Origin of the sequence: Arhodomonas sp. KWT2 (genome assembly GCF_041949875.1) — a bacterium.
Classification (GTDB): Bacteria; Pseudomonadota; Gammaproteobacteria; order Nitrococcales; family Nitrococcaceae; genus Arhodomonas; species Arhodomonas aquaeolei.
This window is the reverse complement of sequence record NZ_JBHFPQ010000050.1, coordinates 117,883-131,994: the sequence shown is the minus strand read 5'-3', so window position 1 is coordinate 131,994 and position 14,112 is coordinate 117,883. Positions and strand designations below refer to the sequence as shown.

The window sequence follows — 14,112 nt, the reverse complement described above, 5'->3', positions numbered from 1 at the left end:
TCACTCCTTGTTTCGCTCGATCCACGCGCCGAGGGCGGCACGCTCCTCGTCGGTGATGCCGGTGATGTTGCCGAGCGGCATGTAGTGGCTGTCGACGGCGACGCGCTTGATATCCGCGCGGTGTTTGCGGATCTGTGCGGCGGTCTCCAGCACGATGCCGGCGGGCGGGCTGGCGTATCCCGAGAATGAGGGCTCCGGGGCGTGGCAGGTGGTGCAGCGTTCGTCGATGATCGTGTGCACCTGCTCGAAGCTGACCTCGCTCACTGTCCCGCCGGTCCCGTCGCCCGTCAGCATCGAGCGGACCGGCGGGCTCAGAACGGCGACTACCGCGGCGAAGGCCAGCGCGCTCGCGGGCAGTATGAACTGCTTCGCCGCACCGGGCCGGTGACGGATGTTGAAGTAGTGGCGCACGGCCACGCTGATGATCGATACCGCCGCCAGGATCGCCCAGTTCCATGCCGCCGCGTAGGTGCCGGGGAAGTGGTTGCTGATCATGATGAACAGTACCGGCAGGGTGAGGTAGTTGTTATGGCGGCTGCGCAGCAGGCCGTTCTTGCCATAGCGCGGATCCGGCGAGCGGCCTTCCTCCATGGCCCGCACAAGCTCCTTCTGTGAGGGGATGATGACGAAGAACACGTTCGCCACCATGCAGGTGCCGATGGCGGCGCCCACGTGGATGTAGGCGGCGCGGCCGCTGAACACGGTGCTCAGCCCCCACGCCAGGAGCACGATGAGTACGGTGATCAGCGCCGCGAGCAGCCGCGGGCGCTCGCCCAGCCACCGGCAGAGGCCGTCGTAGACAAGCCAGGCGGCCACCAGCGTGGCGATGCCAATGGCCACCGCCTGCCAGGGCTGGAGGGCGGCGACCGCCGGATTGACCATCATCGTCTGTGCGTTGAGGTAGTAGACGATGATCAGCAGGGTGAAACCGCTGATCCAGGTGAAGTAGGCCTCCCACTTGAACCAGTGCAGGGTCTCGGGCAGCTGCGGCGGTGCCACCGCGTACTTCTCGACGAAGTAGAAGCCGCCGCCGTGCACGGCCCAGAGATTGCCGGCGATCCCCGCGGGCTTGCCCGTGCGTTCGAGGTTGTTCTCCAGCCAGTTGAAGTAGAACGACGCCCCGATCCAGGCGATGCCCACGATCAGGTGGATCCAGCGAACCAGCAGGTTCGCCCACTCCATCAGATGCGCTTCCATATCCGAGGGTCCCCGTGAGTCTCGTGCGGCCGGCGGTCTTTAACTGCCCCGGTAGGTGGTGTAGCTGTAGGGTGAGATGAGCAGCGGCACGTGATAGTGCTCGTCGGCATGGGCGATGCCGAAACGCACCACCACTTCGTCGAGGAAGCGGGGCGCGTCGCCGGGCAGGCCCAGCCGGTCGAAGTACTCGCCGACCTGGAAGACGAGCTGGTACTGCCCGGCCCGGAAGGCGTCGCCTTCGAGCAGGGGGCCATCCACGCGGCCGTCGTCGTTGCTCACGGCGTCGGTCAGCGGGGTCAGCACGTTGTCCTCGACCCGTGCCAGCGCGATGCGGATCCCGGAGCCGGGGCGGCCGTGGGCGGTATCCAGTATATGGGTGGTGAGTCGGCCCATGGCACTCTCCTCCTCGTTATTCGCTCGTCAGCGGGTGGGTGACGGTGGTCCCGGTGGCCGTCCGTTGGGAGGTATAAAACACGTTGTCGACAAACGCAAACAAAAGTGTATACATTTTTGGCCGGCTGGTGATGCCAGCCGGAAATGAGTTATGGGGGAAGTCATGGCGGAAGGCGTACTGGAACCGAGACCGAGTCAGCTCAACGAAGACGATTTCGTCGCCCATTACGGCGACGTCTACGAGCACTCGCCGTGGATTGCCCGGCAGGCGTACCGGCGCGGCCTGAGCGTCACCGAGGACACCCCGGATTCGCTCGCGGCGACGATGGCGGCGGTGCTCAATGCTGCCTCCGCGGAGGACCAGCTCGAGGTAATCCGCGCCCACCCGGACCTCGCGGGCAAGGCGGCGGTGCAGGGCGGGCTGACCGACGACTCCGCCCGGGAGCAGGCCGGGGCGGGCCTGGATCAGTGCACGCAGGAGGAGTACGAACGCTTCCAGCGGCTCAACCGGGAGTACTGGGAGCGGTTCAACATGCCCTTCGTGATGGCGGTCAAGGGCCATGACCGCGGGACGATCCTGGAGTCCTTCGGGCGCCGCCTGGAGAACGGCCCGGACGAGGAGCGGCGCACCGCCGTGGCGGAGATCAACCGCATCGCGCGGCTGCGCCTGCTCGACCGGGTGACGTGATCAGCGGGCGCGGGCGTCGGCGGCCTCGAGCGTGTTCTCCAGCAGGGTGGCGCGGGTCATCGGGCCCACGCCGCCCGGGACCGGCGTGATCCAGGCCGCACGCTCGGCGGCCGCGGCGTAGTCGACGTCGCCCACCATGCGGCCTTCCTCGTCGCGGTTGATGCCGACGTCGATCACCACCGCGCCGGGCTTGATCCAGTCGCCGGCGACGAAGCCCGGGCGGCCGACGGCGGCGACCACCACGTCCGCGGCACGGACCTTCTCCGCGAGGTTGCGGGTGCGGCTGTGGCAGATGGTCACGGTGCAGCGCGCGTTCAGCAGCTCCAGCGCCATGGGCCGGCCCACGATGTTGGACTGCCCGATGACGATCGCGTCCAGGCCGGTGAGGTCGACGCCGGTGTGCTCGAGCAGGGTCATCACGCCGTGGGGCGTGCACGAGCGCAGGCCCGGCAGGCGCAGGGTCAGGCGCCCGACGTTCACCGGGTGGAAGCCGTCCACGTCCTTGGCGGGGTCGATGGTCTCGATCACCTTCTGGGCGTCCATGTGCCCGGGCAGCGGGAGCTGGACGAGGATCCCGTCGACCTCGTCGTCGGCGTTGAGCCGCTCGACCAGGGCGAGCAGGTCCGCCTCCGGGAGGTCGGCCGGGAGGTCGTGGTCGATGGAGCGGATGCCCACCTCGGCGCAGTCGCGGCGCTTCATGCGCACGTAGACCTGCGAGGCGGGGTCGTCGCCGACCCGGATCACCGCCAGTCCCGGGGGGCGCCGCCCCTGGTCGCCGCGCTCCGCCACGTCCCCCGCGATGCGCTTTCGCAGCGCTGCGGCGATCCCCTTGCCGTCGATGATGCGCGCGTTCATGTGCTATAACCTCCGGGTGGACAGTGACCGGCGAGTAAGGCGCCGAATTCTCGCACTTGGGCGCCGGCCGCTCAACTCGAACGCTTGACGGCGGCGGGGGCTCTGCGTAGTATTCCGCCGTCTGCAGCGACGGCTGTAAGGCCTGCCCGGCGTGACCCGGCACGAGAAGCACGGGGTGTAGCGCAGTCTGGTAGCGCGCCTGCTTTGGGGGCAGGATGTCGGGGGTTCAAATCCCTCCACCCCGACCAGTACCGTCGCCGCACTGGCCAGGCGACCCGGCGGGTGTGCCGACGCTTGGGGCTGTGGGTCAAGCGCCCGTAGCTCAACCGGACAGAGCATCGGCCTTCTAAGCCGAGGGTTGCGGGTTCGAATCCCGCCGGGCGCGCCAGATTCGAGGGATTGGCCGATTCGACAATGGTGGGCGTAGCTCAGTTGGTAGAGCACCGGATTGTGGCTCCGGAGGTCGTGGGTTCAAGCCCCATCGCTCACCCCAAACAATACGGGCCGTTAGCTCAATTGGTAGAGCAGCTGACTCTTAATCAGTTGGTTCAAGGTTCGAGTCCTTGACGGCCCACCATACCGCTGAAAGGGGCAGGCCCACGGGCCTGCCCCTTTTCTTTGCGCCTTTGCATTCCCTTTGTGGCTGCCGGGTCCGGCAGCCGGATCCCGTGGCGATGACGGAATAATCCCTGCCGGTGGCCGGTGGCCGGTGGCCGGTGGTAAGTGCGACGTAAGTGCCGGGGCGCTAGGGTGTCACCCGGGGACCGTGGCGCGGGGCGCCGCGGCCGGGTGTCCAGGCCACCGGAGCTCGTCGCCATGAGACAGCGTATTGTCCCGCTCGCCATCCTCGCCGCCGCCGTGGCGCTGCCTGCCCTGGCCGCCGCCGTGCCCCGGCCGGTGCCGGGGCGCTGGGTGAGTGTCGCGCGTCTGGAGGCGATCGGCATTACCCAGCGTCACGAGGGGGTGCTCAGTGCGCGGTGGTGTCAGTCCGGTTTCGTGTTCGCGCCGCAGGGCAAGCCACCGGCGACCTTCACGCTGGATCCGGATGCCGGGGTGTACACGGCGACCACCAAGGCCGACAGCTGCGTCACCCACTGGCGGCTGAGCCCCGGGCAGCGCCGGCTGGAGGGCACCTATACCGGGCAGTGTCAGGGCATGAGCATGGAGGCGCGGGTCACCATGCGCCTGCTCGAGGCATCGGGCTCCGTCGAGTCAGCGCCGCCGAAGCGGGGTGGCGGCGCTGACGGGCGGGCCGGTGGCGCCGGCGGGGATATCTCCGGTGGCCGGGCCCTGGGCGTGGTCGCCTCGGCGCTGACCGCGGTGGGGGCCGCCACCGATCCGGGGGCGTTCGGCGACTATCTCTGGAGCGACGTGAAGCAGGGCTCGCGGCATGTGTCCATGTGGCTGACGGCGGACCGGCAGCCCCGCCGGGCCGCCCGGTCGATGCCCGATCCCTGTGATGTCGCGCCCGGCAGCCTGGAGGGTGCGCGCTATCTCCTCGACTTCGAGATCTACCGCCTGGGCGGCGACGGTACTCACATGGCGGTCGCGCGCGTCGTCGACGTCGAAACCGGCAGGATCCTCCAGCAGCGCATGGGCGAGGGCGGCCGCGGTCGCGACGGTGCGGTCGCCGCGGTCGGCGGTGCCTACGATGCACTGGATCTCGGCATCACCGTGCCGGCGAAGCGGTGAGGAGGCGGGGCGGTGAGCGTGGCAGGCGATCCGGACCGCGAGACGCTCGTGCGGGCGCTTGAGGACGAACGCCGACGCGAGCTCCGGCGGTTGGTGTCCCGCCTGGTGGTGCTCGCGGTGATGGTCGTCGCGGTATTCGGTGTCTTCTTCGCCGGTGCGGATACCGTCGAGGACCGGCTCGTGATCCTGGCAATGGCGCTGATCGTGGGGGGCGTCCCCGCCTGGATGATCGGTCGCGGCGGTCCCAACCGCTGGCGACGGCACGTCGCCGAAATGCTCTATCCCGCGCTCGCGCAGGAGGCGGGGTTCACCGACTACGCCTACCGCGGTCCCGGCCTCGCCTTTGACGGCTTCCGTGAGATGGACCTGGTCCCCGCGTATCACAGTGGTACCCGGACCCATCTGCTGGCGGGGACCTTCAGCGGCGTGCGGCTGCAGGCGGCGGAGGTCGAGCTGCGTCGCGGCCGCGAGGGGCGTGGACGGGTGTTCACCGGCCTGGCGGTCCGGGCGCGGCTGTCCGGCGATCCGGGGGTGAGCGTCCGGGTCGGACCCGACGGCGGGCGAATCGTGGGCGCGGTCCGCGAGGCGGTTCGTGCGCCGGCATCCGGGCTGGCTCTTGTCTCTCATGCCGGGCTGCGCGGTGCCGGACTGGAGGTTCGGGCGGACAACGCCGTGCTGGCCTCGCGGCTGCTCGACGCCGGCCTGGCCGAGGCGTTGAAGGCCCTCCGGCCTTTCGGTGCCGTGCGCGCCGCAGTGGTCGATGATGTATGTCTGGTCACGATCGAGACGGAGGCGGCCTTCTTTCCCGAGCCGGCGGTCCGGCGGCCGGTTCCCGGAGATCATTCCCGCGCCGTCGCCGCCAGGCTGTCGGCGCTCGCCGAGCTCGGCCGCCGGCTGGGTGAGGCACTCGCGAGCGGCCCCGCACGGCAGGGCTGATGCCGGGCGCCGCCAAACGCTGCTGCATGAGGAGAGCCGCGATGAACACCAGCAAACGCCTGTTCGCCGCCGCCACCGCTGTGCTCGCCGGTCTTCTGGCGGGTATGTCCGTCGTCCACGCCGGCAACTGCCGGACCCCCGCCAAGGCCGCTGCCGACCTGTGGGACCGTTACGACCAGGTCGCCAAGGCGGTTGGCTGTGCCGTCGGTACTGCCGGCGCCGCGGTCGCAACCGGCGGTGTCTCCCTGCCGGCCTCCGCGGCGATCTACGCCGGCTGCCTTGGCAAGAGCGAGGCAGCCGACCGGGCAACCAAGGGCATGATTGCGGCCTGGAACCGCATGAACCGCAACGGCTGGGGCACCATAGGCCCGCGCAAAATGGTTCTCGGGGCGTCCTACGAGGGCACCATCCGTGGCCCGGGCAGCCGCATGTACATCACGCCGGCGCCGGTGGGCGCCTTCATGCTCGACCTCTCCCTGGGCAAGCGCGATGAGCGCCGCAACAAGGGTCGAACGGAGGTCACGGTCTGCCGCTTCGCCCCGCCCGGCGATGACGGGCTCGTCGACGGCGAGAAGCTCTGGAGCTTCACCATCGACCGTGGCCGCGGCAACCAGGGCCGGACCTGGCACCGTCGTCTCACCGGCGTACGCGGGTACATCGTCACTGTCGCACTGCAGGGCAAGAGCGCGGTGAAGGCGATGAAGTACCGTGTCTCCGCCAAGGAGAGCGCGCCGGACCATACGGTGGTGATCGACGGCGGTGCCGCCGCCGGGCGCACCGGCTACCGTCTGGTCGCCGGCCGCTTCGTCCAGCCGGTGGACGGCCGCGTCGCGGGCCGGCGCGTCAGCATCGATTCGAACGACACGGCCCGTGGCCGTCGGGCGGAGGGGAGCGTCTCCAGCGGCGCGGACGGCTTCCGCGTATACGGCGACGTGCGCTCGGTGAGCCTCGATAATCCGGCGGCCGCGCGGGTCTACGTGGATGGCCGGACGCGCGCCGTGGACACGGCGGGTCGTGACCGCGGTGGCAACACGCGTGACAAAGCCGGCGGCAACCGGAATGCTTCGGCCGGCGGGCAGGGCGGTAACGGCACTGTCGGCAAGCTCGCCGGGAATCCCGGCCTTGACAGCGGCGTCGAGCTACCCAACGGGGTCGTCAACAAAGGCAGTGGTGCCGGGAATGGCGGTGGCGCCGATCCGGACGCCTTCGCCGGGCGCTGGTCCACCGACTTCGGTGAGCTACGGCTGCACCGCGCCGGGCCCTTCGTGGTCGGCGACTACGCCGACAAGGGCGTAATGGTCGGTCGCGTCTCCGGGGGGTGCGCCGCGGGCGTGTTCACCAACGGCGGGCGTAACGGGATCTTCCGCTTTACCCGTGCCGGCGATGGCCGTTTCCGCGGTCAGTGGGCCTGGCACGGCAAGGACCTGCAGGGCAACTGGACCGGCAGACGCACCGGCGATGCCCCTGCGCGCCTGCGCAACTTCACCCGCGACGGCGGGACCACGCATACCCAGTCCCTCGGCCGTGACGTCTTTGACGGACGTTACACCAGCGATTACGGGCCGGTGGGCCTGTATGCGCGGGACCTGTTCGTGGTCGGTGACTACGGCGACAAGGGGATCCTCGCCGGTATGTGGGACGGCAGTGGCTTCGTCGGTCGCTTCACCAACGGTGCACGCACCGGCTGGTTCGATTTTCGCTTCCTCTCGAAGAACGGCGACTTCCGTTCCGGGCGCTGGGGCTGGGTCGGTGACGACGGCGGCGGCGACTGGTCGCTGCGTCGCCGGCGTGATGGTGTCGACCCGGCGGCCCTGACCCTCGCCGAGTCGGTCGGCTGCCCGCGCTGACTGCCGTGTCCGCCACCGCCCGGGCTGGGGCGCTCGCGTGTGTCCCCGCGATGGTTTAGGATACGCGCGCTTGCGGTGCGTGCACTGTGTCCACCGCGTGGCTGCAGGCCACGCACCGTCTCTCGCCCGGCGCGTGGGCGGGCCGTTTAGCGCGGTTCGCCGCGGATTGTATAATCCGCCGGACACTGCGAAAGTGGCGGAATTGGTAGACGCGCTGGGTTTAGGTCCCAGTGGGGTAATCCCCCGTGCGAGTTCGAGTCTCGCCTTTCGCACCAGACATTGAATCGTGAGGCGCGGACACGGCGTTCGCGCAAGAGGTGGTAGTCGATGCAAGTATCCGTGGAGACGACGGAGGGCCTGGGCCGGCGCATTCGCGTGCAGGTGCCCTCCGAGCGCGTGGACAGCGAGGTCGAGAGCCGGCTGAAGGACCTGCGCGGGCGTGTGCGCATGAACGGTTTCCGCCCGGGCAAGGTGCCGCTCAAGGTGGTGCAGCAGCGCTATGGCGAGCAGGTCCGTGGCGAGGTCCTCAACGAGGTGGTGCAGAGCACCTACAGCGAGGCGCTGGAGCAGGAAGGCCTGCGTCCGGCCGCCGCGCCGGAGATCGAGCCGGTACAGACCGATGCCGGCAAGGACCTCGAGTACCAGGCTTCCTTCGAGGTGCTGCCCAGCGTCGAGGTCCAGGGGATCGAGGAGGTCGCTGTCGAGCGCCCCGCCGCGGATATCGGCGATGCGGACATCGACGCGCTGATCGAGCGTCTGCGTCACCAGCAGGCGGATTACAGCGAGGTGGATCGTCCCGCCGACGAAGGTGACCGTGTCACCATCGACTTCCACGGCACCGTGGACGGCGAGGAGTTCGAGGGCAACAGCGGCGAGGACGTGCCGGTGCAGCTCGGCTCCGGTCAGATGCCCTCGGAGTTCGAGGCCGAGCTCGTGGACGTGAAGGCCGGTGACGAGACGCGCATCGAGTACACCTTCCCCGAGCAGTTCCCGGACGAGACCATCGCCGGCAAGACCGCGACCTTCGAGGTCCGCGTCAAGACGGTGGAGGCCCCGGACCTGCCGGAGGTCGACGACGAGTTCGCCAAGGCCCTGGGCATGGAGAACGGTCTCGAGGAGCTGCGCGAGCGCGTGCGCGAGAACCTCGAGCGCGAGCGTGACCAGGCGGTGCGCGCCCGGGTCAAGGAGCAGGTGATGGATGGGCTGCTCGAGCGCAACCCCATCGACCTGCCCCAGGTGCTCATCGATCGCGAGATCGAGCAGCTGCGCGAGCAGACCAAGCAGCGCATGCAGCAGTACGGTGCCGAGGGCGAGGAGCCGGACCTGCCGGCCTCCCAGTTCGAGGACGAGGCCCGTCGCCGCGTCGCGCTCGGCCTGCTGGTCAACGAGGTGGTGCGCGCCAACGAGATCGAGCTGGACCGCAACCGACTCCAGCAGGCGCTGCAGGACATCGCCAGCAGCTACGGCCAGCCGGACCAGGTGATCCAGGCCTACATGCAGAACCAGCAGCTCATGGAGAGCCTGCAGGTGCAGGTGATGGAGGATCAGGTGGTTGACTGGATCGCCGAGCGCGCCCAGATCACGGACAAGCCCATGAGCCTTGACGTGCTGCTGGGCCGTGCCACTGACGAGACCGCCGGAGAGTGATGATGATGAGCGAGCGCGAGGGCCAGATCCGCAGCGAGATCGAGAACACCGGGCTCGTGCCCATGGTGGTCGAGCAGACCGCCCGGGGCGAGCGCGCCTACGATATCTACTCGCGGTTGCTCAAGGAGCGGGTGATCTTCCTGGTCGGCCCGGTCGAGGACTACCAGGCCAACCTGCTTATCGCGCAGCTGCTGTTCCTGGAGTCCGAGAACCCGGACAAGGATATCCACCTCTACATCAACAGTCCCGGCGGCGTGGTCACCGCCGGTCTGGCAATCTACGACACTATGCAGTTCGTCAAGCCGGATGTGAGCACCGTGTGCATCGGCCAGGCCGCGAGCATGGGCTCGCTGCTGCTGGCCGCGGGTGCCGCGGGCAAGCGTTATGCGCTGCCGAACTCGCGGGTGATGATCCATCAGCCCCTCGGTGGCTTCCAGGGCCAGGCCACGGACGTGGACATCCACGCCCGTGAGATCCTCTCCACCCGGGAGCGTCTCAACCGCATCCTTGCCTATCACACCGGCCAGGACATGGAGACGATCCAGCGTGACACCGAGCGCGACAACTTCATGGATCCGGAAACGGCCCAGGAGTATGGCCTGATCGACGCCGCGCTCAAGGACCGCTCCAGCATCGCCGGCGCCACCGAGTGACCCGCGGCCCGCCCCGGCGACAATCGCCGGGGCGGGCATTGAACCTGCCTTCCCCGCCCCCCATCTCCAGCCCTGGAAGGCGCCGGAAAGGCCGCCGTGCGGCCGTCGGCGTGTACTTGCGTGCCTGCCAAAATGCAGGCAAGGTTTCAGCAAATGCTTCTCCCATGTTCGAGGGTGACCAATGACTGACAGAGAGAACGGCAGGGGCGACGACAACGGCAAGCTGCTGTACTGCTCCTTCTGCGGCAAGAGCCAGCACGAGGTGCGCAAGCTGATTGCAGGCCCATCCGTTTTCGTCTGCGACGAGTGCGTCGAGCTGTGCAACGACATCATTCGTGAAGAGATGGAGGAGAAGGCGGCGGGGGCCGGCAGCCGGCTGCCGAAGCCGCAGGAGATCAAGGAGGTCCTGGACGAGTACGTGATCGGCCAGGAGCCGGCCAAGAAGGTGCTGGCGGTTGCCGTCTACAACCACTACAAGCGCATGGAGGCGGGCCAGTCCAAGAGCGACGTGGAGCTCTCCAAGAGCAACATCCTGCTCATCGGCCCCACCGGCTCGGGCAAGACCCTGCTCGCGGAGACCCTGGCGCGGCTGCTGGACGTGCCCTTCACCATCGCCGACGCGACCACGCTCACGGAGGCGGGCTACGTCGGCGAGGACGTGGAGAACATCATCCAGAAGCTGCTGCAGAAGTGCGACTACGACGTCGAGAAGGCGCAGCAGGGCATCGTCTACATCGACGAGATCGACAAGATCTCGCGCAAGGCGGATAACCCGTCCATCACCCGGGACGTCTCCGGCGAGGGTGTGCAGCAGGCGCTGCTCAAGCTCATCGAGGGGACGACCGCGTCCGTGCCCCCGCAGGGCGGGCGCAAGCACCCGCAGCAGGAGTTCCTGCAGGTCAACACCGCCAATATCCTGTTCATCTGCGGTGGTGCCTTCGCGGGGCTGGAAAAGGTCATCCAGCAGCGCTCGGAGAAGGGCGGCATCGGCTTTTCCGCCGACATCAAGGCCAACAGCGAGCGCAAGAGCACGGGTGACACCCTCCGCGACGTGGAGCCGGAGGACCTGGTCAACTACGGGCTCATCCCGGAGTTCGTCGGCCGCATGCCCGTGGTCGCAACCCTCGCCGAGCTCGACGAGCAGGCGCTGGTGCGGATTCTGCGTGAGCCCAAGAACGCGCTGGTCAAGCAGTTCGGCAAGCTCTTCGACATGGAGGGCGTGGAGCTGGAGTTCCGCGACGAGGCCCTCGTCGAGGTGGCGCGCAAGGCCATCGCGCGCAAGACCGGTGCCCGCGGGCTGCGCACCCTCATCGAGCACGTGCTGCTCGACACCATGTACGATCTCCCGAGTATGGAGAACGTCAGCAAGGTGGTGATTGACGACGCGGTGATCCGGGGCGAGACCCGGCCGTACGTCATCTACGAGGGCTCCGAGCAGCAACCCGCCGCCGCCTCCGACTGAGCGCCCCGCTCCGGGGGAGCCGAACCGGGCCCGGGCACCCGCAGGGTGTTCCGGGCCTTCGAGCGTATGTTGAAAGCGTAGTCGCCCGGCTCCATATCCCCCACATCCGAATCGTCGCGATCGCCGCGCTTGCGGCGGTCGCGGGCACAGGCACGAGGGCCAGAATCCTATGTCCACCGAATCGAGCGCCGAGCGCAACACCCCGGTCACCGGGCGCATGCCGGTCCTGCCGCTGCGCGACGTGGTGGTGTACCCGCATATGGTCATCCCGCTGTTTGTCGGGCGGGACAAGTCCATTCGCGCCCTGGAGGCGGCGATGGAAGGCGAACGCCGTATCTTCCTGGTCGCCCAGAAGAGTGCGGAGGTCGACGAGCCGGGGCCGGACGACCTCTACGGCATCGGCACCATCGCCAACATCCTGCAGATGCTCAAGCTCCCCGACGGCACCGTGAAGGTGCTGGTCGAGGGCAGCCAGCGGGCGCGCTTCTCCGCACTTGTGGAGGACGCCGACTACTTTGCCGCCAACGCCGAGGAGATCCCGGAGATCACCGGCGAGGGCGACCGCGAGCTCGACGTGATGATGCGCTCGCTGATGTCGCTGTTCGAGCAGTACGTCAAGCTCAACAAGAAGGTGCCGCCGGAGATCCTCTCCTCGCTGCAGGGCATCGACGAACCCGGCCGCCTGGCAGATACCGTCGCCGCACACATGTCGCTGTCCATCGAGGAGAAGCAGCGCACCCTCGAGATCGAGGACGTGCGCGCGCGCCTCGAGCACCTAATGGCGCTGATCGAGGGCGAGCTCGATATCCTTCAGGTGGAGAAGCGCATCCGCGGGCGCGTCAAGCAGCAGATGGAGAAGTCCCAGCGCGAGTACTACCTGAATGAGCAGATGAAGGCCATTCAGAAGGAGCTGGGCGAGCTCGAGGACGTCCCCAACGAGGTCGAGGACCTCGAGAACAAGATCGCCGACTCCGGCATGCCCCAGGAGGCCCGCGAGAAGGCGGACCAGGAGCTGAACAAGCTCAAGCTCATGTCGCCGATGTCCGCGGAAGCGACGGTGGTGCGCAACTACCTCGAGTGGATGGTGAGCGTGCCGTGGAAGAAGCGCACCCGCGTGCGCCACGACCTGGATCGCGCGCAGCACATCCTCGACACCGACCACTACGGCCTGGAGAAGGTGAAGGAGCGCATCCTCGAGTATCTCGCCGTGCAGAAGCGCGTGCGCAAGCTCAAGGGTCCGATCCTCTGCCTGGTGGGGCCGCCCGGCGTCGGCAAGACCTCGCTGGGCCAGTCCATTGCCCGTTCGGTCAACCGCAAGTTCGTTCGCATGTCCCTCGGCGGTGTGCGCGACGAGGCGGAGATCCGCGGCCACCGCCGGACCTACATCGGCGCGCTGCCGGGCAAGATCATGCAGAAGCTCTCCAAGGTGGGTAACCGCAATCCGCTCTTCCTCCTCGACGAGGTGGACAAGATGGCGATGGATTTCCGCGGTGACCCGGCCTCGGCGCTCCTCGAGGTCCTCGACCCCGAGCAGAACACCACCTTCAACGACCACTATCTCGAGGTGGACTTCGACCTCTCGGACGTGATGTTCGTGTGTACCGCGAACACCATGAATATCCCCGCGCCGCTGCTGGACCGGATGGAGGTCATCCGGCTGCCGGGCTACACCGAGGAGGAGAAGATCAACATCGCCGAGCGCTATCTCGTCCCCAAGCAGATCAAGGCCAACGGCCTGCGCAAGGGGGAGCTGGACATCAGCGCCAATGCGGTGCGCGACATCGTGCGCTACTACACCCGCGAGGCGGGCGTGCGTAACCTCGAGCGCGAGGTCGCCAAGATCGCGCGCAAGGTCGTCCGCGAGGTGGTCACCGGGGCCAAGAAGAAAGGCAAGACCGAGACCGTGCGGGTCACCACCCAGAATATCGATCGCTACCTCGGCGTGCGGCGCTACCGTTACGGTGTGGCCGAGGAGGGTGACCAGATCGGGCGTGTGACCGGCCTGGCATGGACCGAGGTGGGCGGCGAGCTGCTCACCATCGAGTCGGCGGTGGTCCCCGGCAAGGGCAGGCTGACCAACACCGGTCAGCTCGGCGAGGTCATGCGCGAGTCCATCGAGGCGGCACGCACGGTGGTCCGCAGCCGGGCCGAGGCCCTGGGCGTGGATCCGGAGTTCCACCAGAACCGTGACATCCATGTCCACGTGCCGGAGGGGGCGATCCCGAAGGACGGCCCCAGCGCGGGCATCGGCATGTGCACGGCGCTGGTCTCCGCGCTCACGGGCATCCCTGTGAGGGCGGACGTGGCGATGACCGGCGAGATCACCCTGCGCGGTGAGGTGCTGCCCATCGGCGGGCTCAAGGAGAAGCTTCTGGCGGCGCTGCGCGGGGGCATCAAGACGGTGCTGATCCCGGAGGAGAACCGCAAGGATCTCGCCGAGATCAACAAGGATATCAAGGGCAAACTCGATATCCGCCCGGTGCGCTGGATCGACGAGGTCCTGGACGTGGCCCTGATCCGCCGGCCGGAGCCCGCGGGCAAGGCGGAGCCGGAGGCCGGCGAGGCCGAGACCCCGCGCAAGGGCCGTCGCAAGCGCGAGGGTGCCCGCACCCACTGAGCCGCGCGTGGCCCCGGCGTTGACACGTTTCGGGGGCATTGCTATAAATCGTCCCGCCGGTGAACGGCGGGACGGTTATCCTCCCGTTGACCCCGTGCGGGGCATCCCCTTTGCGGATCGAACGC

At 68.2% G+C, this 14,112-nt stretch carries 11 protein-coding genes and 5 tRNA genes; 13 read left to right on the top strand and 3 right to left on the bottom strand.

Annotated features, from left to right (window positions below; translation table 11 throughout):
• Both ACEZHJ_RS15375 and uraH read right to left on the bottom strand, forming a co-directional pair.
• On the bottom strand, positions 1-1,197 hold the full coding sequence (locus ACEZHJ_RS15375; protein ID WP_163138775.1) for a urate hydroxylase PuuD: 1,197 nt from the start codon (positions 1,195-1,197) through the stop codon (positions 1-3).
• A 39-nt stretch (positions 1,198-1,236) separates the two neighbouring features.
• The gene (gene uraH / locus ACEZHJ_RS15370) at positions 1,237-1,590 is read right to left on the bottom strand and encodes a hydroxyisourate hydrolase (protein ID WP_018717245.1); all 354 of its coding nucleotides are present in this window, start codon (positions 1,588-1,590) and stop codon (positions 1,237-1,239) included.
• Positions 1,591-1,741: 151 nt separating this feature from the next.
• Between uraH and uraD the strand changes: the two genes are divergently transcribed.
• A complete protein-coding gene (gene uraD / locus ACEZHJ_RS15365) occupies positions 1,742-2,278 on the top strand; it encodes a 2-oxo-4-hydroxy-4-carboxy-5-ureidoimidazoline decarboxylase (protein ID WP_018717246.1) in 537 nt (178 codons plus the stop codon).
• Here the strand turns inward: uraD and folD are convergent, their stop codons facing one another.
• A complete protein-coding gene (gene folD, locus ACEZHJ_RS15360; protein WP_163138774.1) occupies positions 2,279-3,133 on the bottom strand; it encodes a bifunctional methylenetetrahydrofolate dehydrogenase/methenyltetrahydrofolate cyclohydrolase FolD in 855 nt (284 codons plus the stop codon). It abuts the gene before it with no gap.
• Positions 3,134-3,304: 171 nt separating this feature from the next.
• Between folD and ACEZHJ_RS15355 the strand changes: the two genes are divergently transcribed.
• The 12 genes from ACEZHJ_RS15355 to lon all read left to right on the top strand — a co-directional run bounded on the left by ACEZHJ_RS15355 (position 3,305) and on the right by lon (position 13,987).
• Positions 3,305-3,381 (top strand) — tRNA-Pro (locus ACEZHJ_RS15355).
• Positions 3,382-3,444: 63 nt separating this feature from the next.
• Positions 3,445-3,521 (top strand) — tRNA-Arg (locus ACEZHJ_RS15350).
• Between the two features lie 29 nt (positions 3,522-3,550).
• Positions 3,551-3,626: transfer RNA gene (locus ACEZHJ_RS15345), tRNA-His, on the top strand.
• Between the two features lie 8 nt (positions 3,627-3,634).
• A tRNA-Lys gene (locus ACEZHJ_RS15340) sits at positions 3,635-3,710 on the top strand.
• Positions 3,711-3,949: 239 nt separating this feature from the next.
• Positions 3,950-4,825, top strand: a complete 876-nt coding sequence (locus ACEZHJ_RS15335; RefSeq protein WP_018717248.1) for a hypothetical protein — start codon at positions 3,950-3,952, stop codon at positions 4,823-4,825.
• Between the two features lie 12 nt (positions 4,826-4,837).
• Positions 4,838-5,761 carry a hypothetical protein gene (locus ACEZHJ_RS15330; protein ID WP_018717249.1) on the top strand — a complete coding sequence of 308 codons (924 nt, stop codon included), beginning with the start codon at positions 4,838-4,840 and terminating at the stop codon, positions 5,759-5,761.
• A 41-nt stretch (positions 5,762-5,802) separates the two neighbouring features.
• A complete protein-coding gene (locus ACEZHJ_RS15325; protein ID WP_026320953.1) occupies positions 5,803-7,608 on the top strand; it encodes a hypothetical protein in 1,806 nt (601 codons plus the stop codon).
• Positions 7,609-7,795: 187 nt separating this feature from the next.
• Positions 7,796-7,883 (top strand) — tRNA-Leu (locus tag ACEZHJ_RS15320).
• A 52-nt stretch (positions 7,884-7,935) separates the two neighbouring features.
• Positions 7,936-9,255 carry a trigger factor gene (tig, locus tag ACEZHJ_RS15315; RefSeq protein ID WP_018717250.1) on the top strand — a complete coding sequence of 440 codons (1,320 nt, stop codon included), beginning with the start codon at positions 7,936-7,938 and terminating at the stop codon, positions 9,253-9,255.
• Positions 9,255-9,908, top strand: a complete 654-nt coding sequence (clpP, locus tag ACEZHJ_RS15310) for an ATP-dependent Clp endopeptidase proteolytic subunit ClpP (RefSeq protein WP_018717251.1) — start codon at positions 9,255-9,257, stop codon at positions 9,906-9,908. The genes tig and clpP overlap by 1 nt, the downstream gene beginning before the upstream one ends.
• Positions 9,909-10,089: 181 nt before the next feature.
• A complete protein-coding gene (gene clpX / locus ACEZHJ_RS15305) occupies positions 10,090-11,370 on the top strand; it encodes an ATP-dependent Clp protease ATP-binding subunit ClpX (RefSeq protein ID WP_018717252.1) in 1,281 nt (426 codons plus the stop codon).
• 169 nt (positions 11,371-11,539) lie between these two features.
• Entirely contained in the window at positions 11,540-13,987 is a 2,448-nt protein-coding gene (gene lon, locus ACEZHJ_RS15300) for an endopeptidase La (RefSeq protein WP_163138773.1), read from the top strand.
• Positions 13,988-14,112 lie beyond the last annotated feature (125 nt).